The sequence below is a fragment of the Pseudomonas sp. F220 genome (genome assembly GCF_057813935.1).
Genome location: NZ_JBVASJ010000027.1, coordinates 21,116 through 42,762 on the forward strand (window position 1 = coordinate 21,116; position 21,647 = coordinate 42,762).

At 59.8% G+C, this 21,647-nt stretch carries 23 protein-coding genes and 1 pseudogene; 9 read left to right on the forward strand and 15 right to left on the reverse strand.

Features of this window, described 5'->3' with window-relative positions; translation table 11 throughout:
* Positions 1–64 precede the first annotated feature (64 nt).
* Positions 65–829 (forward strand): electron transfer flavoprotein subunit beta/FixA family protein, encoded by a 765-nt coding sequence (locus tag ACZYSM_RS20530; protein ID WP_489073986.1) that lies wholly within the window; start codon positions 65–67, stop codon positions 827–829.
* Positions 830–1,774 carry an electron transfer flavoprotein subunit alpha/FixB family protein gene (locus ACZYSM_RS20535; RefSeq protein ID WP_489073988.1) on the forward strand — a complete coding sequence of 315 codons (945 nt, stop codon included), beginning with the start codon at positions 830–832 and terminating at the stop codon, positions 1,772–1,774.
* Positions 1,775–1,819: 45 nt separating this feature from the next.
* Here ACZYSM_RS20535 and hutC read toward each other — a convergent pair whose 3' ends face one another.
* From hutC to hutH, 9 genes are all read right to left on the reverse strand, one after another.
* Complete coding sequence (gene hutC / locus ACZYSM_RS20540; protein ID WP_489073990.1) at positions 1,820–2,557, reverse strand: histidine utilization transcriptional repressor HutC; 738 nt, start codon at positions 2,555–2,557, stop codon at positions 1,820–1,822.
* Positions 2,557–3,693, reverse strand: coding sequence for a histidinol-phosphate transaminase (hisC, locus tag ACZYSM_RS20545; RefSeq protein ID WP_489073992.1), 1,137 nt, complete (start codon positions 3,691–3,693; stop codon positions 2,557–2,559). The genes hutC and hisC overlap by 1 nt, the downstream gene beginning before the upstream one ends.
* Positions 3,690–4,490, reverse strand: coding sequence for an amino acid ABC transporter ATP-binding protein (locus ACZYSM_RS20550; protein WP_489074108.1), 801 nt, complete (start codon positions 4,488–4,490; stop codon positions 3,690–3,692). The genes hisC and ACZYSM_RS20550 overlap by 4 nt, the downstream gene beginning before the upstream one ends.
* A gap of 140 nt (positions 4,491–4,630) precedes the next feature.
* Positions 4,631–5,302, reverse strand: coding sequence for an amino acid ABC transporter permease (locus tag ACZYSM_RS20555; protein ID WP_489073994.1), 672 nt, complete (start codon positions 5,300–5,302; stop codon positions 4,631–4,633).
* On the reverse strand, positions 5,299–5,958 hold the full coding sequence (locus ACZYSM_RS20560; RefSeq protein ID WP_489073996.1) for an amino acid ABC transporter permease: 660 nt from the start codon (positions 5,956–5,958) through the stop codon (positions 5,299–5,301). The genes ACZYSM_RS20555 and ACZYSM_RS20560 overlap by 4 nt, the downstream gene beginning before the upstream one ends.
* Positions 5,959–6,033: 75 nt before the next feature.
* Complete coding sequence (locus tag ACZYSM_RS20565; protein ID WP_489073998.1) at positions 6,034–6,870, reverse strand: transporter substrate-binding domain-containing protein; 837 nt, start codon at positions 6,868–6,870, stop codon at positions 6,034–6,036.
* 128 nt (positions 6,871–6,998) lie between these two features.
* Positions 6,999–8,375: an FAD-binding oxidoreductase gene (locus tag ACZYSM_RS20570; RefSeq protein ID WP_489074000.1), complete on the reverse strand. Its 1,377-nt coding sequence runs from the start codon at positions 8,373–8,375 to the stop codon at positions 6,999–7,001.
* Positions 8,376–8,379: 4 nt separating this feature from the next.
* Positions 8,380–9,576: an alpha-hydroxy acid oxidase gene (locus ACZYSM_RS20575; protein ID WP_489074002.1), complete on the reverse strand. Its 1,197-nt coding sequence runs from the start codon at positions 9,574–9,576 to the stop codon at positions 8,380–8,382.
* Positions 9,577–9,685: 109 nt separating this feature from the next.
* The gene (gene hutH / locus ACZYSM_RS20580) at positions 9,686–11,215 is read right to left on the reverse strand and encodes a histidine ammonia-lyase (RefSeq protein ID WP_489074004.1); all 1,530 of its coding nucleotides are present in this window, start codon (positions 11,213–11,215) and stop codon (positions 9,686–9,688) included.
* A gap of 416 nt (positions 11,216–11,631) precedes the next feature.
* On the opposite strand from hutH, the gene ACZYSM_RS20585 reads away from it, so the two are divergent.
* The gene (locus tag ACZYSM_RS20585) at positions 11,632–12,597 is read left to right on the forward strand and encodes an isopenicillin N synthase family dioxygenase (RefSeq protein WP_489074006.1); all 966 of its coding nucleotides are present in this window, start codon (positions 11,632–11,634) and stop codon (positions 12,595–12,597) included.
* 70 nt (positions 12,598–12,667) lie between these two features.
* Here ACZYSM_RS20585 and ACZYSM_RS20590 read toward each other — a convergent pair whose 3' ends face one another.
* Together ACZYSM_RS20590 and ACZYSM_RS20595 are read right to left on the reverse strand one after the other, a co-directional pair.
* Positions 12,668–13,330, reverse strand: coding sequence for a methyltransferase family protein (locus ACZYSM_RS20590; RefSeq protein WP_489074008.1), 663 nt, complete (start codon positions 13,328–13,330; stop codon positions 12,668–12,670).
* A gap of 22 nt (positions 13,331–13,352) precedes the next feature.
* On the reverse strand, positions 13,353–13,577 hold the full coding sequence (locus ACZYSM_RS20595; RefSeq protein ID WP_489074010.1) for a DUF1059 domain-containing protein: 225 nt from the start codon (positions 13,575–13,577) through the stop codon (positions 13,353–13,355).
* A 239-nt stretch (positions 13,578–13,816) separates the two neighbouring features.
* Here ACZYSM_RS20595 and ACZYSM_RS20600 point away from each other — a divergent pair, with 239 nt between their 5' ends.
* Positions 13,817–14,587 carry a phytanoyl-CoA dioxygenase family protein gene (locus ACZYSM_RS20600; RefSeq protein WP_489074012.1) on the forward strand — a complete coding sequence of 257 codons (771 nt, stop codon included), beginning with the start codon at positions 13,817–13,819 and terminating at the stop codon, positions 14,585–14,587.
* A gap of 159 nt (positions 14,588–14,746) precedes the next feature.
* Positions 14,747–15,577, forward strand: coding sequence for an arylamine N-acetyltransferase family protein (locus ACZYSM_RS20605; protein WP_489074014.1), 831 nt, complete (start codon positions 14,747–14,749; stop codon positions 15,575–15,577).
* Between the two features lie 59 nt (positions 15,578–15,636).
* On the opposite strand, the gene osmE is transcribed toward ACZYSM_RS20605, so the two are convergent.
* The 3 genes and pseudogenes from osmE to ftrA form a co-directional block, all read right to left on the reverse strand.
* Positions 15,637–15,990: an osmotically-inducible lipoprotein OsmE gene (osmE, locus tag ACZYSM_RS20610; RefSeq protein ID WP_489074016.1), complete on the reverse strand. Its 354-nt coding sequence runs from the start codon at positions 15,988–15,990 to the stop codon at positions 15,637–15,639.
* Positions 15,991–16,078: 88 nt separating this feature from the next.
* Positions 16,079–16,282 (reverse strand): annotated as a pseudogene (locus ACZYSM_RS20615) (DUF3016 domain-containing protein); the annotation flags it as partial.
* A gap of 116 nt (positions 16,283–16,398) precedes the next feature.
* Positions 16,399–17,403, reverse strand: a complete 1,005-nt coding sequence (gene ftrA, locus ACZYSM_RS20620) for a transcriptional regulator FtrA (protein WP_489074018.1) — start codon at positions 17,401–17,403, stop codon at positions 16,399–16,401.
* Positions 17,404–17,504: 101 nt separating this feature from the next.
* Between ftrA and ACZYSM_RS20625 the strand changes: the two genes are divergently transcribed.
* Complete coding sequence (locus ACZYSM_RS20625) at positions 17,505–17,939, forward strand: rhodanese-like domain-containing protein (protein WP_489074020.1); 435 nt, start codon at positions 17,505–17,507, stop codon at positions 17,937–17,939.
* 25 nt (positions 17,940–17,964) lie between these two features.
* Here the strand turns inward: ACZYSM_RS20625 and ACZYSM_RS20630 are convergent, their stop codons facing one another.
* Entirely contained in the window at positions 17,965–18,621 is a 657-nt protein-coding gene (locus ACZYSM_RS20630; RefSeq protein ID WP_489074022.1) for a type 1 glutamine amidotransferase, read from the reverse strand.
* Between the two features lie 162 nt (positions 18,622–18,783).
* On the opposite strand from ACZYSM_RS20630, the gene ACZYSM_RS20635 reads away from it, so the two are divergent.
* The 3 genes from ACZYSM_RS20635 (at position 18,784) to ACZYSM_RS20645 (ending at position 21,637) form a co-directional block, all read left to right on the forward strand.
* Positions 18,784–19,563 (forward strand): ABC transporter substrate-binding protein, encoded by a 780-nt coding sequence (locus ACZYSM_RS20635; protein WP_489074024.1) that lies wholly within the window; start codon positions 18,784–18,786, stop codon positions 19,561–19,563.
* A gap of 105 nt (positions 19,564–19,668) precedes the next feature.
* Positions 19,669–20,781 carry a succinylglutamate desuccinylase/aspartoacylase family protein gene (locus ACZYSM_RS20640; RefSeq protein ID WP_489074026.1) on the forward strand — a complete coding sequence of 371 codons (1,113 nt, stop codon included), beginning with the start codon at positions 19,669–19,671 and terminating at the stop codon, positions 20,779–20,781.
* Positions 20,782–20,920: 139 nt separating this feature from the next.
* Positions 20,921–21,637 carry an alpha/beta hydrolase gene (locus ACZYSM_RS20645; protein ID WP_489074028.1) on the forward strand — a complete coding sequence of 239 codons (717 nt, stop codon included), beginning with the start codon at positions 20,921–20,923 and terminating at the stop codon, positions 21,635–21,637.
* Positions 21,638–21,647 lie beyond the last annotated feature (10 nt).

The following is a 21,647-nucleotide window of genomic DNA, read 5'->3' on the forward strand; positions in this document are numbered from 1 at the left end:
TGGTCCGCATGGGCATTGCGAGAGATTTCTCGCGATCAGACCTGTACTCACAGGGGGAGCGAAAATGAAGGTGTTGGTAGCGGTAAAAAGGGTGGTCGATTACAACGTCAAAGTCCGCGTCAAGGCGGACAATTCCGGCGTCGACCTGGCTAACGTCAAGATGTCGATGAACCCGTTCTGCGAAATCGCAGTGGAAGAAGCCGTACGCCTGAAAGAACTCTCTATAAAAGAAGGGCGTGTTGCGACTGAAATCGTCGTCGTCTCCATTGGCCCAATCACTGCTCAAGAGCAGCTGCGTACCGCTCTGGCGCTGGGTGCCGATCGGGCCATCCTCATCGAATCCGCTGATGAATTGAACTCGCTGGCCGTGGCCAAGCTGCTCAAGGCTGTCGTCGACAAGGAACAGCCACAGCTGGTGATCCTTGGCAAACAGGCCATCGACAGCGACAACAACCAGACCGGCCAGATGCTCGCTGCCCTTTGCGGCTACGGTCAGGGCACGTTCGCTTCGAAAGTCGAGGTGTCCGGTGACACGGTTGCCGTGACTCGCGAAGTCGACGGCGGCGCACAGACAGTTTCCCTGAAACTGCCGGCCATCGTCACCACCGACCTGCGTTTGAACGAGCCGCGCTATGCGTCCCTGCCAAACATCATGAAAGCCAAGAAGAAGCCTCTCGAAGTGCTGACTCCGGAAGCTTTGGGCATTTGCACCGCCTCCACCACCAAGACCCTGAAAGTCGAAGCGCCGGCTGCACGCAGCGCGGGTATCAAGGTCAAGTCGGTGGCTGAACTGGTCGAGAAACTGAAAAACGAAGCGAAGGTGATTTGAATGAATATCCTGGTGATTGCTGACTTTTCAACTGACCAGCAGGACAACAACGTGCTGGCCCCGGCCACGCTGAACACCGTTGCTGCTGCCGCGAAAATCGGTGGTGACATTCACGTTCTGGTAGCGGGCGCCAATGTGGGCGCGGTAGCTGAAGCGGCTGCAAAAATCGCTGGCGTGGCCAAAGTGCTGGTCGCCGACAACGCTGCCTACGCGCACCAACTGCCAGAAAACGTTGCGCCACTGGTTGCTGAGCTGGGCAAGGGTTACAGCCATATCCTGGCGGCTGCCACCTCCAATGGCAAAAACATCCTGCCGCGCGTTGCTGCGCAGTTGGACGTTGACCAGATTTCCGAGATCATCTCGGTTGAAAGCGCTGACACCTTCAAACGTCCGATCTATGCCGGTAACGCTATCGCTACCGTGCAGTCCAACGCTTCGGTAAAAGTCATCACCGTACGCGCTACCGGTTTCGACCCGGTGGCTGCTGTTGGTGGTTCGGCGGCTATTGAGGCCGTTGCGGCGGCTCACGACGCTGGCACCTCCAGCTTCGTCGGTGAAGCACTGGCCAAGTCCGATCGTCCGGAACTGACCGCTGCCAGGATCGTCGTTTCCGGCGGTCGCGGCATGCAGAACGGCGACAACTTCAAACACCTGTATTCGCTAGCCGACAAGCTCGGTGCCGGCGTCGGCGCTTCCCGTGCCGCAGTCGACGCAGGTTTCGTACCCAACGACATGCAGGTCGGTCAGACCGGCAAGATCGTTGCGCCACAGCTGTACATCGCCGTCGGTATCTCCGGCGCGATCCAGCATTTGGCCGGTATGAAAGACTCCAAAGTGATCGTTGCGATCAACAAGGACGAAGAAGCGCCGATCTTCCAGGTGGCCGATTACGGCCTGGTCGCGGACTTGTTCGAAGCCATACCTGAATTGGAGAGGGCGATCTGAGGTGTTCGAACGTGGCTATCCCGGCGACACGAGTGCCGTCAGGACTCAACTGTCTCTGTGCGCGCCATTCACCGGCATGCGACTGCCCAGGCGATAGCGTGAGGAGGGATGGATCAGGCGTACATAGGTGACGATCTTGCTCTGACTCCAGGTTCGACGCATGAGGACCAGACAAGGTTCGTTGGCATCGATTTGCATGTGCTTGCTTTCATCACTGCTGGGGTGGCTGGCTTCGACGATATGCTCCATTTCATCGGGCTTGATGACCTGCAACAGGTACCTCGCCGGTTGCAGGTGCTCACCAAAGTCTTGCTGAAGAAATTCCGGTACCAACTCGGGATTGACGTAACGATCCTCGAGCTGCACCGGTACACCTTCTTCGCAATGCACACAGATCAGATGAAAAACCGAGGAGCCGGTGGTCAGCGCCAGGGCGGCGGCCACCGGCATCGAGGCCGCCTCGCGTCCCAGGTGCAGGACGTGGCACGTGTAGCTGTGACCCCGGGCGATGATCTCGTCGGCGATGTTGGTGATTCGCAGCAGGTTCGATTGCGGTTTGCTTTCAGCCACGAAGGTGCCGACGCCCGAGATTCGCACCAGATGACCCTCTTCGGTCAGTTCACGCAATGCCCGGTTGACGGTCATGCGCGACATGCCCAGCTCCTGCACCAAACGGTTTTCCGAAGGGATCAGGTCGCCGGGTTTCCAGACACCTGCGCGAAGCTTGCCTTGCACAAAGTCCTTCGCGCGCCGATAGAGGGCTTGCGGTGCATTTTTAATCATCAGTCGGTCCGCGTCTCTTGTACGGCAAGTACTCTTGCCAGGGCTGTCAGGAAAAGGTCGTTATCCTCACAGCTTCCTATGGATACCCGCAAGTGCTGAGCATATCCGGCTTCGCGCCAGGGCTTGATGATCACCCCCTCACGTAGCAGCGCCTGGTTGATGACTTCGGCAGGCCAGGCGGTGGTGAAGTATAGGAAGTTGGCCATGGACGGCGCGGTTGATAGGCCCAGCTCCTGTAAGGCCGCCACCAGCCGCCGACGCTCGCGGGCGACATGCGCGAGGGTAGTTTGCAGATGTTCATCGTCGGCCAGTGCCGCAACCGCAGCGGCTTGCGCTACGCGGTTAACGTTGAAGGGCGTGCGCAGACGGTCGATCAGATCGGCCAGCAACGGATCGCTGACGATGCCGTAGCCGACTCGCAAACCTGCCAGGGAATAGGCTTTGGAGAAGGTGCGCAACAGAATGAACGGTTTGCCGCTGGCCTGAATCAAGCCCAGGCAATCCGGGTAGTCGGCCTCGAATCGGGCGTATTCGTAATAGGCTTCATCGAACACCAGCAAGCACTGTGGTGGGAGTGCGGCGAGCAGTCGTTGCAGTTCGTCGGCGTCCAGGGTGCAGCCAACCGGATTGGAAGGGCAGGAGAACATCAGCAGACGAGTGCACGGAGTTAGCGCATCGATCATCGCCGGCACGTCGAAGGCCCCGTCGGCCGTCATCGGGATACCCAGAACACGCGCACCGGCCGCGATCGGGTAAATGAAGTGCAGACCGAAGGAGGGCACCACCGTGACGACTTCATCGTCATGGTCGAGAAAGACCCGACTGATAACGCTCAGCAAGTCTTCAGAGCCATTACCGAACACCAACTGATTACCGGGTATCCCGAGCTTTTCAGACAGCGCGGCGCGCAGCTCCAGACAATTGGCGTCTGGGTACAGGGCGATGCTCGAGCAGGCCTGGGTCATTGCTGCTGCGACGGCTGGCGCCGGGCCAAGAGGGTTTTCATTGCTACCGAGCTTGGCCACGCGAGTCAGCCCAAAGCGTTTGCGCACCGCTTCAGTGCTGAGGCCGGCGTTGTAGCTGGCAAGGTCGCGGACTTCGGGGCGGGCTAACAGGTTCAGATCGTTGGAATTCATACAGGGCTGATCTCTTTGGTGTCTTGCCAGAAGGCGTTGCGGTCCAGGTAGTTCTGCAGGAATTGCTGCAGACGCGGCTGTTCGGCGTTGTGAAAGATTTCGCGGGGCGTGCCGTGAGCGACCACCTGGCCCTGATCGAGGAACACCACTGAGTCGGCAACCTGGGCGGCGAAGCCCATCTCATGGGTGACCACCACCATGGTCATGCCTTCCTTGGCCAGGGTTTTCATGACCTGCAGCACTTCGCCGACCAGTTCCGGGTCGAGGGCAGAAGTGGGTTCATCGAACAGCATGATGTGCGGTTCCATCGCCAGCGCCCGGGCAATCGCCACGCGCTGTTGCTGACCACCGGAAAGCTGCGCCGGATAGGCCGCAGCCTTGTGGGCCAACCCGACTTTATCGAGCATCGCCATGGCCCGTTGCCGAGCGTCATCGGCAGACAGCTTGCGTACGCGCAACAAGGCTTCACTGACATTGCCAAGGGCGGTCATGTGCGGCCACAGATTGAACTGCTGGAAGACCATGCCGACATTGCGCCGCACCAGATTGATTTGCGACTGCGCCGCGCGCTTGCGGCCTTTGCCGTTTTCCGGCACCCAGCCAAGCAATTGGCCTTCGATATAAATCTCGCCCTCGTCGTACTCTTCGAGGAACGCCATGCTGCGCAGCAGGGTGCTTTTGCCTGAGCCTGAGGGGCCGATCAGGCACACCACTTCAGAATGCCGGACCTGCAAGTCGATACCCTTGAGTACGCGCAGAGTGCCGAAGCTCTTGCCGACGTTGTGCAGCTTGAGCATCGGCTCGCTATTGTCGGAGAGTGCCTTGGGAGTCTTCATCGCTTCACCTGTTTGTTTCAATGCGGATGAGTGTGGTGGGGCTGTTGGCGTCGAAGGGACGGGTTTCGCGCGAAGGTCCACCGCGGCAGAAAGGAGGTCGTTCATCGCGGTTGCTTCTGCATGAAACGCCCGACACGTACTTCCAGCAGCATGCCCGACCGTGAACAGGCTTCCACCAGCAGCAGGTAGCCGATGCACAGCACCAGCAGGGTTTCGACAAAGGCGAAGGTTTCCGAGCCGATGCCGGTGAGGACCATGGTCAGTTCGGGGATGGTGATGATCGACAGCACGGCGGTCTCCTTGCACAGGATGGTCACCAGATTGACCAGCGCCGGCAGGATGATCACCAGCATTTGCGGAATCTGGATGCGCATGATGCATTGCAGGCGGCTGATGCCCAGGCAGTCGGCGGCTTCCAGTTGTCCACGGGCGACGGACTCAAAACCGGTACGGAAAATTTCCGCGAAATAGACGCTGCCATAAATGCCCAAACCGAGAATGCCCGCCGGAATGGGGTCCAGGCTCAGCCCGAAAGACGGGCCGCCGTAATACACCAGGAACAACTGGACCAGAAACGGCGTACTTCGAATCATCTCGATGAACGCCCGTAACGGCACGCGAACCAGGCTGTTGCCGAACAGTTGGGCAACGGCAATCAACAGGCCCAGCAGCAGACCCAGCGCCACACCTGAAGACCAGGTACCGAGGGTGACCATGAAGCCCTGGCCGATATCTGCGAGGTGGTTGGTGATGATCGTGGGGTCAAAGATCATGCGGTGCGCTCCTTCAGATGACGTTCCAGCTGGCCACCAAAAAACGCCAGCGGGATGTTGATCAGGCAATAGAAGCCGGCCAGCATCAGGTAGTCCTGAACGAACATGTAGTCACTGGCCGCAATGTTCTGCGCCGTGCGGGTCAGGTCGGCCAGACCCACCACCGACACCAGTGACGAAGCCTTGATCAGCAGGATCATTTCATTGACCAGTGCCGGTAGGGTCAGGCGCACGGCTTGAGGGACGCGAATGCGCACCAGCATTTGCCCTGAACTCAGACCCAGCAGGCCGGCGGCTTCCAGCTGACCGCCGGGGATGGCGAGAAAGCCACCGCGCATGATTTCAGCGATATACGCACCCGCCGCCAGAGACAGACCGATCACCGCCGCCACCATGGGTGAAACGTTGGGCAGGCCGATACGCGGCAGGAAGTAATAAATGAACAGCAATTGCACCAGCAGCGGAATGCCGCGGAACACGAATATATAAGCGCCACCCAGACGTCTGAGCACCGGCAGGGGCGAAAGACGCAAGCTGCCGACGATAACGCCGATGACAAAGCCAAAGGCCAGTGCCGCGACGGATATCTCGAGGGTCACCAGCAGGCTGTCCAGCAGCAGTGGCAGGTTTTGCAGCAGTAAAGGCCAATCGAACATCGTCGTGCCTCCAGCATGGATAAATCGCCGGCTCGGCTGAGCCGGCGATCCGTTCATCGAACCCGCAAACCCGGTTTACCAGGTAGGGTCGAAGTCAGCTTTTGGTACATCCATTTCGGTACCCAGCCATTTCTTTTGCAGGGCGGCGAGACGACCGTCATCGTGCATTTTCAGCATGGCGGTATCGAGGGCGGCGATCAGGCTGTTGGCGTCGTCATCCTTGCGCCCCAGGTAGGCGAAGTAGGATTTCTTGCCGAATGGAGGCATCACCACTTTGTACTTGTCCGGATGCTGGGCGGCGACGTAGGAAATGTTCGGCAGAGAGTTGGCGACCGCAACGATGCGTTTGGTCCCAAGCTCCGCGTAGGCCTGGTTGTTGTCGATGTACTCACGCACATCGACTTTTTTCGGCAGGGTGGCGGCGAAGGTTTTCAGTTCTTCGAGCTGCGCCGAGCCTTTACCTGCGCCTACGGCTTTGCCGGCGATGTCTTCAGGTTTACTGATGGGGCTGTCCTTGGCGCTGACCAGCAACGCTACCGTTGCCTCGGCTACCGGCATGACGAAGTGGTAACGCTCCTTACGCGCCTTGGTGATGATGATGGGCCCCGCGACCATGTCGAATTTCTTGGCTTCAAGCCCTGGCAATACACTTGGCCATGGCAGGTCCATGAACCTGACCTTGACCCCCAACTCTTTGCCCAGTTGCTCGAACAGCTCGGCGTTCAGGCCTTTCTGTTTGCCGCTCTCGGTAAAGTCGAAAGGTGCAAATTGCAGCTCGGTACCGACCACCAGTTCACCGGCCTTTTTTACATCGGCGAGCTGATCGGCCTGGGCCGCCATGCAGGCGCCAGCCAGGGTCAAGGCAATGCACAGACCGTTGAATTTTTTACTGAACAGAGAATCGAGTTGCATGGTGTAACTCCTTCATCAGGTGCAGCGAGGCTTATGGTGTGTGTGGGTTCTAGTTATGTGTTGCGGGTGATTCATGACCGCTACAGCAGTTAACGTGCCATAGCGGTATATACAGCTTGAATGTGAACTCAACCGAGGATTTTCCCCGGGTTGAGAATGCCCTTGGGGTCGAAGCAATCCTTGAGTTGCTGCATCGCCTGGCGAGCTTCGAGGCTGACCGAGTGATGGAGAAACTCGCGCTTGAGCAGGCCGATGCCATGTTCGGCCGAGACCGAGCCGCCCAGTTCGCCGACAGCGCTATAGACCAGCTCCTCGACCTCAAGGATGGGGGCGGGCTGGGGCAAAGAGGCGCAGTCGACGGTCAGGTGCAGGTTGCTGTCACCGATGTGGCCGAAGTACACACTGTGGTTACCCGGCCAGCGTTGCTCCAGACGCTGGCGACAGCGTTCGGCGAAGTCGCCGATCAGGCCGATGGGCAGGCTGACGTCGAAGTTCAACGGAGTCATGCGCAGGGGAAATTCGCCGGTCGCTTCGCGGATCTTCCAGAGGGCCCGGGCCTGGGCCTGGGAGCTGGCCAATACGGCGTCAACCACTTCACCGGCGGCAAAGGCTTCTTCCAGCGTCTGTTCAAGTAGCTCCCGAGGGCTGGCGGACTCGAGCAGCACATACAGCGGATGATCCAGCGACATCGGCGCGGCCGGGTTTTCCAGCCAGGAAACCCCGAGGCGAAAGAAGTCTTGCCACATCAGTTCATAGGCTTGCGGAGTACCGACACTATGCTGCACCCGGCGCAGCAAGCTGACCGCACTGGGGTAATCGGGCAGGGCGCAGAGCAGGGTGGTGGTTTCGCCCGGTGTCGGGGCCAGTTTCAATACCGCGCGGGTGATCACCCCAAGCGTGCCTTCGCTGCCGATAAAGCACTGTTTCAGGTCATAACCGCAGTTGTTCTTGATCATTTTGTTGAGCAGGTTGAGTACCCGGCCATCGGCCAGGACCACCTCCAGCCCGAGTACCAGATCACGGGTCATGCCGTAGCGGATCACCGCATTGCCGCCGGCGTTGGTGGCGATGTTGCCGCCAATCTGGCACGAGCCACGGGCGCCGAGATCCAGCGGGAACAGAAAACCGGCCTCGATCGCCGCTTGCTGGATTTTCTCCAGGGTGGTGCCGGCCCAGACGCTGATGGTCGCCGCCGCCGGGTCGATTTCTTCGATGCCGCGCAGGCGCTCAAGGGACAGGGCAATGTCCGTCTCACGAGGCACTGCGCCGCCCGCCAGCCCGGTCATCCCGCCTTGGGGGACCACCGATTGCTCTGCGTTGTTGCAGATGCGCAAGGCGCTCGCGACCTGCTCCGTGGTACGCGGGAGCAACAGCGCGGCAGGGCAGGCCGGTGCATGGCCAGTCCAGTCGCTGTAGTGCCGTTGACTGATATCGGCGCCGGTCACTACCGCGGCATCACCCAGCGCCTGGCGCAACTGTTCGAGGGTCTGTTGCAGATCGTTCATCGGTTCAACTCACGGTGAAGGAAGTGGATGGCGTCGCGCACAACTGGCGACGGTCGAGCTGGTTCAGGTCCGGCGTACCGAGTAATGACAGGGCCAGGCGCAACTCTTGTGCGAGCAGGTCGAGGGCATGGCCGGCGCCTGCTTGTCCACCGACAGCGACTCCATACAAAGTAGCGCGCCCGAGTAAAACTGCATCGGCACCGAGGGCGCAGGCTTTGAGAATGTCAGTTCCACGGCGTATGCCACTGTCGAGCAGCAGTGTGAGTTTGCCTTTGGCCACGGCGGCAATCGCTGGCAGGCAGTCGATGCTGGCGGGAACGCCGTCCAGTTGCCGACCACCATGGTTGCTCACCACCAGCCCATCGAGGCCCAGTGCAACGGCTTTCTCGGCATCTGCCGGGTGCAACACCCCTTTGAGCAACAACCGTTGTGGCCAGCGGTCGCGCAGACGGGCGAGGGAATCCCAATCGAGCCCGGTGTCCATTTGCGAGCCGATGAAATGGGCGGCGCCTTCGATCGTGCGTTGCTCGGCTGGCAGATAGCGTTCGATGTTGCCCAGGTTTGGCAGGCCATGGGGCCACAGCGTCTGGGCCATCCAGCGTGGATGATTGAGCACGTCGAACTTGTTGCGCAGGCTCAGTTGCCGGGGGCGGACAAAGTTGCGTTTATCCCACTCCCGATTGCCCAGCAGCACCGCGTCGCTGGTCAACAACAAGGTTTTGCAGCCCACGGCGGCAGCGCGTTGCAGCAGGTCTTCCTGGACCTTGGGATCACGCAGGCAATACAGCTGGAACCAGAGATTCACTTCAGGCACCGCCGCCACCACTTGCTCCAGTGAGCTGGTGGAAACGGTGCTCAGTGTGAAGGGCAGGCCGCGCTCCGTCGCGGCGCGGGCCAGGTGAATATCGGCATCGCGATAGAGCATGGCGTTGTAGCCGGTGGGGCCGATGGCGATGGGCAGCGGCAGCTCTCGGCCAAACAGCGAGCGCTGGGGTTGCGTCACGCAGCAGGGCACCAGGGTCTGTGGCAGCAGCGCGATATCAGCGAAGCCCTGACGGTTGCGGCGCAAGGTCAGCTCCTCTTCGGCACCGCCCTCCAGGTATTCCCAGGCGAAATGTGGCAAGCGTTGACGGGCCATCGCCGCCAATTCGGCAATGCTCTGTGCTCGACGAAAGTCGGGGCCTGAATAATAGCGACGCATGGCATTTCCCATCGGCTACGAAAAAATAAGTGTTCGCCGCAGCAACGCCGCAGCGAACGGGTTCTGCTCAGGTTTACAGAGCAGGGTTTACAGAGCCGGGTTGTACAAATCAGGCGTACAGACGTTCAGCAGGCAACCAGCGAGTGAACGCTGCGCTTTCGACCCAGGCCCGTGCAGCGGCGATGTCGGGTGCGAAATAGCGGTCTTCATCGTAGTGCGCGACTTCGCGGCGAATCATCGTCAGCACTTCGCCGAGCTTTTCCGAGGTCTGCAAAGGCGCATGCAAGTCCACCCCTTGAGCGGCACCCAGCAGTTCGATGGCGACCACTGCGCTGCTGTTACCTGCCATGTCCAGCAAACGACGTGCCGCAAAGGTCGCCATCGAGACGTGGTCTTCCTGGTTGGCCGAGGTTGGCAGGCTATCCACCGACGCTGGATGTGCGAGGGTCTTGTTCTCCGAAGCGAGGGCGGCAGCGGTGACCTGAGCGATCATGAAACCGGAATTCAGACCGCCTTCACGCACCAGAAAGGCTGGCAGACCCGAGAGTGCCGGATCAACCAGTTGGGCGATTCTGCGCTCTGACAGCGCACCGATTTCTGAAATGGCCAGGGCCAGTACATCGGCAGCCATGGCGACCGGTTCGGCGTGGAAGTTGCCGCCGGAGAGCACGTCCCCGTCGGCACAGAACACCAGCGGGTTATCCGAGACGGCGTTGGCTTCACGCAGAAACACCCCGGCAGCGAAACGCATGTGGTCAAGGCAAGCACCCATGACCTGAGGCTGGCAGCGCAGCGAATACGGGTCCTGCACCCGGTCGCAGTCGCGATGGGATTCGCGAATCTCGCTCGTGGCCAGCAGTTCGCGGTAGAACAATGCCACGTCGATTTGCCCCGGTTGTCCGCGAACCGCCTGGATCCGTGGGTCAAACGGCACGTCCGAGCCTTTCAACGCTTCAACGCTCAGGCTGCCGGCGACTACCGCAGCGCTGAACAGTTTTTCGCAGGCGAACAGACCACGCAAGGCCAGCGCCGTCGACACTTGGGTGCCATTGATTAGCGCCAGGCCTTCCTTCGGGCCCAGCACCATCGGTTCCAGGCCGGCAATCGCCAGGCCTTCGACGGCATCCATTTCACGACCTTCATGACGCACCCGGCCGACGCCGATCAGCACTGCGGACATATGCGCCAACGGTGCCAGATCGCCCGAAGCGCCGACGGACCCTTGCGACGGTATGCACGGATAAACCTTGGCGGTATAGAGTTTGCTCAGGGCCTGAATGACCTCCCAGCGGATCCCGGAAAAGCCACGGGCAAGGGAGCCGACTTTGAGCGCCATGATCAGGCCGACACTGGCGTCATCCAGTAACGGGCCGGTGCCAGTGCAGTGCGACAGCAGCAGGTTGCGTTGCAGCTTGGCCAGTGACTCGGTGGGGATGGAGGTTCGTGCCAGCAGGCCGAAACCCGTGTTGATGCCGTACACCGTGCGCTGGTTGGCGATAATGTCGTCTACCGTACGAGTACTGGCATCGACGACGTCGCGTGCGGCCGGGTCCAGTTCGAAAGGGCTTTGCAACTGGTAAATGGCGCGCAATTGATCGAGGGAGAGTTGGCCGGGTTTGAGCTGCAGCGATGCGTGCATTGAGAGTGTCCTGAGGTCAGGGTGGTGGGAAATAGGGTAGCTATATGCTCCTGTATATACAGGTAAGGCAAAATGCAGGCCAGAATTCCGGTTTCGGTCGCTGACCAGCGTCTCAGACCTTGTTTATCCAAGACGGAAAGAGAATCAAGGTCTTCTCTTTGTCCAGCGCTGTAACCAAAGGTTGCACCAAATGGGGTCTCTCTGCCCCCTGCTGGGGCGAAGGGAAACCGATAGGTAACAGGTTGTTTGCGGTCTTGTGCAGCTGTTGAAAAGTGATATTCGCTTTAGCCCGAGGCTGACCGGTGAGTGCCTGGTTGGGCGGCACAGTAAATGCTTTATCCTGTATATACCGGTTCGTCATTCGCTGGCGAAACCTTCATCCCGCTGCTGTATGCACGATGTACTCAGGAGTGAGCATGACCTCTAGCACCAATCTGCCCTTGATCGATATGTCCGGTGTCCGCGAAGGTGATCAGGCGAGTATTCGTCGAGCCGGTGACGCCATTCGAAAAGCCTGTAGCGAAACCGGCTTCTTCTACATCATCAATCACGGCGTGCCGCAAACGGTGATCGACAGAGCCATGTCGGCAGCCGGGCAGTTCTTTGCCTATCCGACTGAGGTCAAGCGCCAGGTGGCGGTGAACAAGCGGCATCGCGGCTGGCATGCGCTGGGTGGGGCGACCATGTATGAAGCCACCAAGCCCGATCACAAGGAGTTCTTCAGTATTGGCCTGGAGCTGACGGAGGATGATCCTTGTGTCCTCGCCGGTGAGGCGTTGCGTGGACCGAATCAGTGGCCGGCCTTCATGCCGCCGCTGCGTGACGCATTGACTGAGTACTACTCGGAAATCGGCAAGGCCGGTGCGGATCTGTTGAGGGCGGTGGCGGTGGGGTTGGGTATCGAAGAAGGCTTCTTCACGGATAAATACACCAAGCCCCTGCAACGCACGCAGATGGTCTATTACCCGCCACAACCACCGCAAGCCGAGGCGGACCAGTTCGGTGTGGCCCCTCACACCGATTACGGCTGCATCACCTTGCTCTATCAAGACAACAGCGGTGGTTTGCAGGTGCGTGAGCTGGGCTCCAATCGCTGGATCGAGGCCACGCCGATTCCGGGCAGCCTGGTGGTGAACGTCGGAGACCTGTTGGCGCATTGGTCCAACGATCGTTTTCGTTCGACCCTGCACCGGGTGATCAACTCTTCAGGCCATGAGCGCTACTCCATCGCGACGTTCTACGACCCGACCTACAGCGCCAGAGTCGATCCCTGCGATCTGGGTATCGACCCGGCGCAGAGCCTGTATCCGCCGGTAGCCGCGGGCGACTACATACTCAAACGTATCGATGACTCGATGGCTTACCGCAAGAAAGCCGAGTAGCCAAGGACTCGTGAAGGGGTAGCGTCCAGGGGGGGCGCGGCGGTTATCAGGTAGAGGGCGGAAGATCGCCTTAATAGATTCCGGGAATCAGCCGCGAGGTGCGGGCACGGTAGGCCGCGTATTCGTCGCCGAAGTGCCTGCTCAACATGGCTTCTTCGGCGCGTATGCGTGCGATGAGCGGCAGGAGCAACAGCGCGGTGAGCAGCACGCCGATGACGGAGCGAAAAGCCAGCGCCCATCCCCGCGCGTTTATGAGCAAACCGAGGTAGCTGGGATGACGAATGACGCTATACACGCCGCCAGTGACCAACTGATGCCCCGGCTGGATGGCGACCAGCCCACTGAAGCGTCGACCCAGCACGAACACCGGCCAGAGTCGTAGCACTCCACCGACGGCGAAGAGCACGACCCCAAACCAGCGCATCGCCTCTGTACCCAACGTCCATAGATCCTTACGATCGGTATAGGCCGGTAGATAGGCGCTGAGCAATCCGATCAGCGAAATGGCGAAAATGACCCAGCGGTTGGAGCGATCTTCGTACTCTCCGGAGCTGAGATTTCCTTCAGAGAAGAGCCCCGCAACATAGAGCGCGAAGAGTACCAGGGTAAGAGCGGTCAAGGCCCCGTGTGCAAAGAACGCGGCAAATCCTCCCTCGCCGAGAATGGCCAGTCCCAGATAGGCCAGGGTCCCGGCGAGTGTGACGATCGTTAATCTGAGCGTGGGCCTCGTCATCCTGATCTCGCATGTTGTTTATTTATTTCTTTGCAGAGGCGGGGCGCGGTGCTTCGAGGGGCGGCGTGCCGTCGTGAAATAGGGTTTTCAGTTGTGCGCGTAGTTCCGGCGAATCGGTATGTTTGTGAGCCATGACGGCATGCTGTGTGGCCACTTCGAGCAATTCTTTTTCGGAGTCTGCCGACAGCGCGACCGAACATTTGCTTTCGCTCGGAAATTCGCGGCAATCGATGTATTTGCGGGTCATGATGTTCTCCTCATACGAAGGCAGGCGATGGACCTGCGTGAACGACCACTCGACACGCTGCACGGGGTACATCGAACACGATTGCGCGTCGCATCGAGGGTAATGACCTTTTAAGTATATTGCAGGGAACCCATCCGGTTGACTTGAAGAGACTAAAGGCATCCTCTTCCGTTGCGTGACCAAACACTGCGCGCCGTGCAATATGCTTGGAGTCATCCGCGCTTGCCGGAGTGCATGCCATGGCCACCACCGATTTTTCACCATTTCTGACCTCCAACCGTCTGCTGGCCCTGCATAGAGAAGGTTTCGTCCTGCTGCCTGGGGTGCTCAATGGCGCCCAGATTGAAACCCTGCGCGATGCCATTGATCGCCTTGAGCCACAGCACTGGGACTACAGCGGCCTGCTCGAGCACTACAAGTGTGTGTTCAATCGGGACCCGTTGTGGCTACCGTTCCTCGACTTGCCCGCCATTATCGAGCTGGCCGAAGTGGCCCTTGGCGCCGATTGCCATGTGATCGGCCAGACTGCCTGGCGCTGCCATCCCGGTTTCGTCGGCTCTGCGTTGCATCTGGACTATCTGGTGATGGAACTGCCACAAAGCTTGCTGTCCGATCCGGCCTTCACGTTGCCGATGCAAATCTGCACTGCGCACCTTTATCTCGACGATATCGACGCCGATCTCTGCCCCACCCAAGTGATCCCCCGCAGCCACCGAGCCGGGCGACCGCCCATCGTCGGCGAAAGCCAGTGGCAGGGCCGCTCGGCTCAGCCGGTACTGTGCCGGGCCGGCGATGTCCTGATGTTTCGCAGCGAACTGTGGCACGCCGGCAGCAGCAACCGGACGCTCGACCGCACGCGTTACCTGTTGCAGGTGCATTACGGCAGACGAATGGTGGCGCAGAAGTTCGCGCCGTACCTGCATTGGTGCTTCAACCCAGCCGTGCTGGCCGCCGCCACACCGCGACAACGGCGTCTGCTGGGAGAGCACCAGGAAGCCGAATACGACTGAACGATTGGTTTTGCTTTCGATGTGATTGGATAAATCAATTGTCGGCCCTGCGCACTTATGACTTATACCTGGCGCCCAGCAACGAGGCGTTCTCCATCCATCAAAACTCGACCAGATGATTAGAGCCGTCCTTGAGACCCCATGCATAAGGACTAAGTCATGAGCCAACCACAACTGACCAACGTTGATGTGTATCTGCAACGCCTGGGCTACGCCGCGCCGCCGCCACCGACGCTGGAAACATTGCGCGAGCTTCAGCTACGCCACACCAGCGTTTTCCCCTTTGAAACACTTTCTACGATGTTACAAGTTCCGGTTCCAATCGATCTTGCGTCGGTGGAACGCAAAGTCCTGCAGGAGGGGCGCGGAGGATATTGCTACGAGCTCAACAACCTGTTCCTGGCGTTGCTTCAACAGCTTGGATTCGAGGCGAGAGGCATTACCGGACGTGTGGTGATGGGCGGTCCTGAGGACGCTTTGACCGCCCGCACTCATCGCCTGAGTTTGCTGACGCTGGACGGAACCCGCTATATCTCCGACGTCGGTTTTGGCGGCATGGTGCCCACCTCGCCACTTCGGCTGGACACCGAAGAAGAGCAGGCAACGCCCCATGAGCCGTACCGCATAACGCATCAGGAAGGCAGTTATACCCTTCGTGTGAAGGTCTCCGGCGATTGGCGCGCCCTCTATGTATTTGATCTGCAGCGGCAGTCAGCTATCGATTACGAGGTGGGCAACTGGTACGTCTCGACGCATAAGGACTCGCCGTTTCTTGGGCAGTTGAGGGTGGCGAGGACGGGGGACGGGCTGCGCCGAACGCTTAACAACGGCAGCTATGCCCTCCATCGTATGGGACATGAGAGTGAACGACGGCAGCTCACTGAGGCTGATGAGATGATCGAGCTGCTACAAGGCGAGTTCGGCATCCGTGTTCCGCAACATCCTGAGCTGAAGCAGATCATTACGCGATTAATCACCCAGACCCGATAGCGCAGGGATAAACCAGTGACCGACTGATTGAAGTCTCCGCGCGCCACGGTTTTACCGGCTTAATAGCCCCCGCCACTGTGCTCGGCGCGTTCTTTGGCGGCCTGTTCCAGGCTTTCCCGACCGGCGCAGCTGAGAAAACCCTTGTGGTCTACCTTGTCGGTTGCATCGAGGCTGACATGGTAGGCCTGTTGCTGACCGCTCTGAATGAGTTGGTAGTCGAGGCATGTCCCGGGGTTTACCGTGCGCTTGCTCACCGCCGCAGGTTGGCCGCCGATGTCGAGGACCTGCTGTTTGATCATGCCTTCCTTGACCCGCGCGACCAGCGGTTGGTCCCGGTAAATCTGTTCTTGTTGGGGGGCACAACCGGCCAGGGTTGCCAGTACAGCAAGGGTCGCGAGCAGAGGAATGGACATGACAGAACTCCCAGGTTTGCCTTGTGCGCCCTCTGCCGATACAGGTCAAGGATCGGGCGAGCAGGGTATGGATTATCAATGTCGATCGCTAAGACGCTGGCCGCTTGAATTGAGTGCGAAACCAGTCTGCGATCATGGCCTTTTCGGCGTAGAGCCGGTCACTGCTGACGGCCCGGCCGGGACGCTGCAGATAGAACTTGTCGCTTAGGTGGACATCGGCCTGGCTAAGCGTCTGGTCGTTCTGCTTGAGTACGTAATGCAGTTCCATGGACGGCCAGGTGATGTCGCGCATAACACACCTCCTGGCACGGCTTCAGCGAGGCCGTCACCCTGTATTCAGTGTAGGCCCCGGAAGGCTTTCGGTAACTTCAGCGATGATCGGCTCCGGCGCGTTGACTCAACCACTGCTCAAACTCCCTGCGGCTCACCGATCAGCAGAGCGACGCTGTCGCCCCCCCCCCGCCCAAACCGCTCGCGATACACCGAGGGCGGGAGGCCGACCACGGTGCGAAACGCCACACGAAAGCTTTCAACCGAGCGATAGCCACACAACTGGGCGATGTTGTCGGTGTTGTGGCTGCTGCTTTCCAGCAGGTCGCGGGCGCGGGCCAGACGCTGGTGTTGCAACCATGACTTGGGTGAAGCACCTGTGGCTTCGCTGAAACGCCGCAAAAAGGTTCGCTCGCTCATTGCCGCCTGGCTGGCCAGCTCGCGGACGCCGAGCGGTTCATGCAGATGCTCGCGGGCCCATTGCATGACCCGTGACAGGTCACTGCGTGGCGTGCGGCTGACCGGTGCCGGAATGAACTGCGCCTGGCCGCCGGTGCGCTGCGGCGACATCACCAGGCGCCGTGCCACGGTATTGGCAATATGGGTGCCGAAGTCCCGCGCCACCAGGTGCAGGCAGGCATCGATCCCGGCTGCGCTGCCGGCCGAAGTAATCAGCTGCCCCGAGTCCACGTACAGCACATCGGGGTCGACCAGGATATTCGGGAAGCGCTCGGCCAGTTCATCGGCGTAGCGCCAGTGGGTGGTTGCACCCACACCGTCCAGCAGGCCAGTCGCTGCCAACACGAAGACCCCGGAACAGATCGACACCAACCGTGCGCCACGTGCATGGGCTTTTCGCAGGGTCGCGAGCAGCGCCTCAGGCACCGGCTCGGTGCGGCTGCGCCAACCGGGAATAATGATGGTCCGGGCGGTTTCCAGAATTTCCATGCTGCCGTCGGCCACTACCTGAATACCGCCCATGGCGCGCATCGGTCCTTCATCCACACCGACGATTCGGTGTTCATACCAGGGGAAATCGAATTCGGGCCGAGGCAAGCCGAAGATCTCGACCGCGATGCCGAACTCGAAGGTACAGAGGCCGTCATAGGCCAGAATCGCGACTAATCCGGGTTCAGTGTGCATTTGGCGGAAAGTTACCAGTGAGTGTCTTGTGCGCCACTGTAGCCACAACCGTGCGGCAGATACAGTCTTCTCACGCCCACTCACTCCCCCTGGAGAACACCATGACCAGCCTGGTTAGCGACATCCCCGCCGCACCGTCAGCCCTTGCCCTGATGCACTTCAGCAATCGCCTGACCTTTGAAACCGACTGTTCTGACATTTATGGAAGTCAACAAGCGGGCGACGTCGATTTTGTCCTGTTGGACGTACGCGGTCCGTTAGCGTTCGCCCGCGGCCATGTCCCTGGCGCCCTCAATGTTCCGGGACGCTTGATCACGGCTGAGGTGTTGGCCGGGTACCTGAAAACCACGCTGTTTGTGGTCTATTGTGCCGGCCCGCACTGCAACGGCGCCAACAAGGCCGCCGTAAAACTGGCGGCGCTGAACTACCCGGTGAAGGAAATGATCGGCGGTGTCATGGGCTGGCTGGATGAAGGCTTCCAGCTGGCCGGCGCAGTCGAGCGGCCGGTCAGTGCGGTGATTGGGTGTGAATGTTGATAGCCCAAAAAGATCGCGGAGCTACTTAACTGGCAGACCGCTGAGCCGCCCACCACCCATCCAGCGTCCCCTGCAGCCAGTCAAAGACTTGTCCGTAGGCGGCGCTGTCATCCTGATCGCGGGGCAGCGGCGATTCCTCGGCGAAGTGGGCATTGAGTGCAGCCACCGACTCAGCGTTCCACTCCGGATGAAACTGCAAACCCACTCGTGTCGGGCCGACTGAGTACATTTGCTGCTCGCACCGGGCGCTGCTGGCCAGCAAGCGAGCGCCTGGAGGCAGCTCGATTGCATCCTCATGCCATTCCAGCACCTGCAACACCCTGCCATCGGCAAAGGTCACCTTGGTCCAGCCAGTCTCGGTGTCGGCCATTCGCCGCACATCCCCGCCAAGGCTCCGCGCCAGCAGTTGCGCGCCAAGGCAAATCGCGAACACCGGTGCGTCCAGGGCAAGGCTTGCGGCCAACCAATTGCGTTCGTCAGCCAGCCAGTCCGGCCCGGCGTTGGACTCGTATGGCCCACCCAAAATGATCACCGGCGCGGCGCTGACGGGCGGCAGCTCGCCGAGGTCGGCGCGATAGATATTCAGCGTCAGCCCGCGAGCCTTGGCCCACTGGGCAATGGCGCCAGGGCCCTCGGCGGGATGGTGCTGGATCAGGCTCAATGAGGTCGGATTGTTCGACACGGCAATTCCTCTGTTTCAGTCGGTGACACGATCATTATTTTTTTATAACTAATTGTCGCATCTGCACAATTTGCTCCCTGTGCGCCTCTCTAGACTGCCGGTCACTTCGATTCCTTCCAATCGAAATGTCCCAATAAGAACCTGCGCACCAAGGAACTACAGATGAAAAAGCTAGCAATGCTCGGTGCTCTGGCACTGTCCGTGTTGTCCCTGTCCGCCGTGGCCGACGATGCCAAGCCGATCCGCATCGGTATCGAAGCCGGCTACCCGCCATTCTCGATGAAAACCCCCGACGGTAAACTCACCGGTTTCGACGTGGACATCGGTGATGCGCTGTGTGAGCAGATGAAAGTGAAGTGTACCTGGGTCGAGCAAGAGTTCGACGGCCTGATCCCGGCACTGAAGGTCAAGAAAATCGACGCGATCCTGTCGTCCATGACCATCACCGACGACCGCAAGAAGAACGTCGACTTCAGCGAGAAGTACTACCACACCCCAGCGCGCTTCGTGATGAAGGCCGGTACCGACATCAAAGACCCGCTGACCGAACTCAAAGGCAAGAAAGTCGGTGTGCTGCGCGCCAGTACCCACGACCGCTTCGCCACTGAAGTGCTGCAGCCTGCGGGCATCCTCCTGGTCCGTTACGGCTCCCAGCAAGAAGCCAACCTGGACATGGTTTCCGGTCGCCTCGACGCGCTGCTGGCCGATTCGGTCAACCTTGATGACGGTTTCCTGAAAACCGACGCCGGTAAAGGCTTCGCTTTCGTGGGCCCTGAGTACAACGATCCGAAATACTTCGGCGGCGGCGCCGGCATTGCTGTGCGCAAAGGTGACAAAGAGCTGGCGGACAAATTCAACACCGCCATCACTGAAGTCCGCGCCAACGGCAAGTACAAGCAAGTGCAAGACAAGTACTTCAAGTTCGACGTGTTCGGCGAGTAATCTCCCCGATCAAAAGGGTGGTAACCGTTAACGCGGCTGCCACCCTTTTTTATGCCTGTATGAATTATCCTGCGCCACATCTCTCCCCCCATCCAGGAGTCTCCCATGCAACGCATCGACCACTCACTCCCCTGGAGCCACCTCGGCACCGAGCGCAGCCTCAGCGTCTTCCGTTTCGGCGCCGGCACCCGCAAGGTCTACATCCAGGCCAGCCTGCACGCGGACGAGCTACCGGGCATGCGCACGGCGTGGGAGCTGAAAAAACGCCTCACCGAACTCGACACCCAAGGCCAGCTCAAGGGCATCATTGAACTGGTGCCGGTGGCCAACCCCATCGGTCTGGACCAGCACCTGCAGAGCAGCCATATGGGCCGTTTCGAACTGGGCAGCGGCAAAAACTTCAACCGCGCCTTCTACCAACTGAGCGGTCCGGTCGGTGACTTGATCGGTGATCAGCTCGGTAATGACGCCCAAGCTAATATTGCGCTGATCCGCCAAACCATGGGCCAGGTGCTCGACGACTTGCCCGCACCGACCTCACAACTCGAAGCCCTGCAACGGTTACTGCTGCGCCACGCCTGCGACGCCGACATCACCCTCGACCTGCATTGCGACTTCGACGCGGCGATTCACCTCTACGCACTGCCGCAGCACTGGCCGCAATGGCAGTCCCTGGCCGCACGTTTGCAGGCTGGTGTCGCGCTGTTGGCCGAAGACTCCGGCGGTAGCTCCTTCGACGAATCCTGCTCAACGCCCTGGCTGCGACTGGCGAAGGCATTCCCCCACGCCGCGATCCCACCGGCCAACCTCGCCACTACCCTGGAACTGGGCAGCATGGGCGACACCCGCATTGATCAGGCCCAGGCCAATTGCGAAGCCATCCTCGGCTTCCTCGCCGAACAAGGTTTCATCGCAGGCCAATGGCCCGCAGCCCCGAGCCAATGCTGCGAAGGCATGCCGTTCGAAGGCACCGAGTATCTGTTCCCGCCACATCACGGCGTGGTCAGCTTCCTGCGCGGCGCCGGTGAATGGGTCGAGAAGGGCGATGCACTGTTTGAGGTGGTCGACCCGCTGAATGACCGAGTCAGTATCGTCTGCGCCGGGACCAGTGGCGTGTTGTTTGCCATTGATCGCGGACGCTATACCCAACCGGGGATCTGGTTGGCGAAAGTGGCGGGGCGGGAGGCGATTCGGACAGGGAAGTTGACCAATGATTGAGGGCATAGGGCAACGCTGATCAGGGCGGGTGGAGATTTGTGTTGCCCGCGATGGGGCCCGAGACTTGAAGCCCCTTCGTGATCCACCTTCACGATGATAGGCTCTGGCGCGAATCCGCTGCGCAGTAATAGGAAGATATATGTTCAAGTTTCTGGCCATGGCGCTGCTGTTGGCATCCACCGCCGCGCAGGCGCAAAGCCTGTTGCATACCGATTTGCCGCTGGAGTATCTGGAGCAAGCCACCCCCGATTCACGCAATCAACCGCTGGTGATTTTTCTGCATGGCTACGGCAGCAATGAGGAGGATTTGTTCGGGATCAAAGATGAACTTCCCGAGCAGTACACCTATGTCTCTGTGCGGGCGCCGCAAGCGCTGGATGGGGAAAGCTATCAGTGGTTTCACAAAAAAGGCGAGGGTGCATACGATGGCGAAACCGCTGACCTGAACAGCAGTGCCAAGCTGATCGTCGACTTCATCGCCCAGGCCACCGCGAAATATCACACCCAAAGCGACAAGGTCTTTCTGGTGGGATTCAGCCAGGGGGCGATCATGTCTTACGAGGTTGGCCTTCGTCATCCAGAGATCGTAGGGGGGATCGCGGCGCTGAGCGGCAAAGTGTTACCGGTGTTGAAGTCTCAGCTTAAACCCGACAAAAACCTTGAGCAGTTGGCGATTTTTATCGGCCACGGCACCGCCGATCAGCGGCTTCCGTATACCGATGGCAGCGATGCCAATAGCTTGCTGCAAAGCCTGGCGTTGAACCCGAATTTTCATGCCTATCCGGGTATTGGCCACACCATCAGCGCAACCGAAATGCAGGATTTGAACAGCTGGTTGCTCAAGCTCAATCCGTGAGAGTGGAGCG

Coding starts and splice junctions, on each gene's coding strand:
- ACZYSM_RS20530 (WP_489073986.1), top strand. CDS start 65: ATGAAGGTGTTGGTAGCGGTAAAAAGGGTGGTCGATTACAACGTCAAA.
- ACZYSM_RS20535 (WP_489073988.1), top strand. CDS start 830: ATGAATATCCTGGTGATTGCTGACTTTTCAACTGACCAGCAGGACAAC.
- hutC (WP_489073990.1), bottom strand. CDS start 2,557: ATGATTAAAAATGCACCGCAAGCCCTCTATCGGCGCGCGAAGGACTTT.
- hisC (WP_489073992.1), bottom strand. CDS start 3,693: ATGAATTCCAACGATCTGAACCTGTTAGCCCGCCCCGAAGTCCGCGAC.
- ACZYSM_RS20550 (WP_489074108.1), bottom strand. CDS start 4,490: ATGCTCAAGCTGCACAACGTCGGCAAGAGCTTCGGCACTCTGCGCGTA.
- ACZYSM_RS20555 (WP_489073994.1), bottom strand. CDS start 5,302: ATGATCTTTGACCCCACGATCATCACCAACCACCTCGCAGATATCGGC.
- ACZYSM_RS20560 (WP_489073996.1), bottom strand. CDS start 5,958: ATGTTCGATTGGCCTTTACTGCTGCAAAACCTGCCACTGCTGCTGGAC.
- ACZYSM_RS20565 (WP_489073998.1), bottom strand. CDS start 6,870: ATGCAACTCGATTCTCTGTTCAGTAAAAAATTCAACGGTCTGTGCATT.
- ACZYSM_RS20570 (WP_489074000.1), bottom strand. CDS start 8,375: ATGAACGATCTGCAACAGACCCTCGAACAGTTGCGCCAGGCGCTGGGT.
- ACZYSM_RS20575 (WP_489074002.1), bottom strand. CDS start 9,576: ATGCGTCGCTATTATTCAGGCCCCGACTTTCGTCGAGCACAGAGCATT.
- hutH (WP_489074004.1), bottom strand. CDS start 11,215: ATGCACGCATCGCTGCAGCTCAAACCCGGCCAACTCTCCCTCGATCAA.
- ACZYSM_RS20585 (WP_489074006.1), top strand. CDS start 11,632: ATGACCTCTAGCACCAATCTGCCCTTGATCGATATGTCCGGTGTCCGC.
- ACZYSM_RS20590 (WP_489074008.1), bottom strand. CDS start 13,330: ATGACGAGGCCCACGCTCAGATTAACGATCGTCACACTCGCCGGGACC.
- ACZYSM_RS20595 (WP_489074010.1), bottom strand. CDS start 13,577: ATGACCCGCAAATACATCGATTGCCGCGAATTTCCGAGCGAAAGCAAA.
- ACZYSM_RS20600 (WP_489074012.1), top strand. CDS start 13,817: ATGGCCACCACCGATTTTTCACCATTTCTGACCTCCAACCGTCTGCTG.
- ACZYSM_RS20605 (WP_489074014.1), top strand. CDS start 14,747: ATGAGCCAACCACAACTGACCAACGTTGATGTGTATCTGCAACGCCTG.
- osmE (WP_489074016.1), bottom strand. CDS start 15,990: ATGTCCATTCCTCTGCTCGCGACCCTTGCTGTACTGGCAACCCTGGCC.
- ftrA (WP_489074018.1), bottom strand. CDS start 17,403: ATGCACACTGAACCCGGATTAGTCGCGATTCTGGCCTATGACGGCCTC.
- ACZYSM_RS20625 (WP_489074020.1), top strand. CDS start 17,505: ATGACCAGCCTGGTTAGCGACATCCCCGCCGCACCGTCAGCCCTTGCC.
- ACZYSM_RS20635 (WP_489074024.1), top strand. CDS start 18,784: ATGAAAAAGCTAGCAATGCTCGGTGCTCTGGCACTGTCCGTGTTGTCC.
- ACZYSM_RS20640 (WP_489074026.1), top strand. CDS start 19,669: ATGCAACGCATCGACCACTCACTCCCCTGGAGCCACCTCGGCACCGAG.
- ACZYSM_RS20645 (WP_489074028.1), top strand. CDS start 20,921: ATGTTCAAGTTTCTGGCCATGGCGCTGCTGTTGGCATCCACCGCCGCG.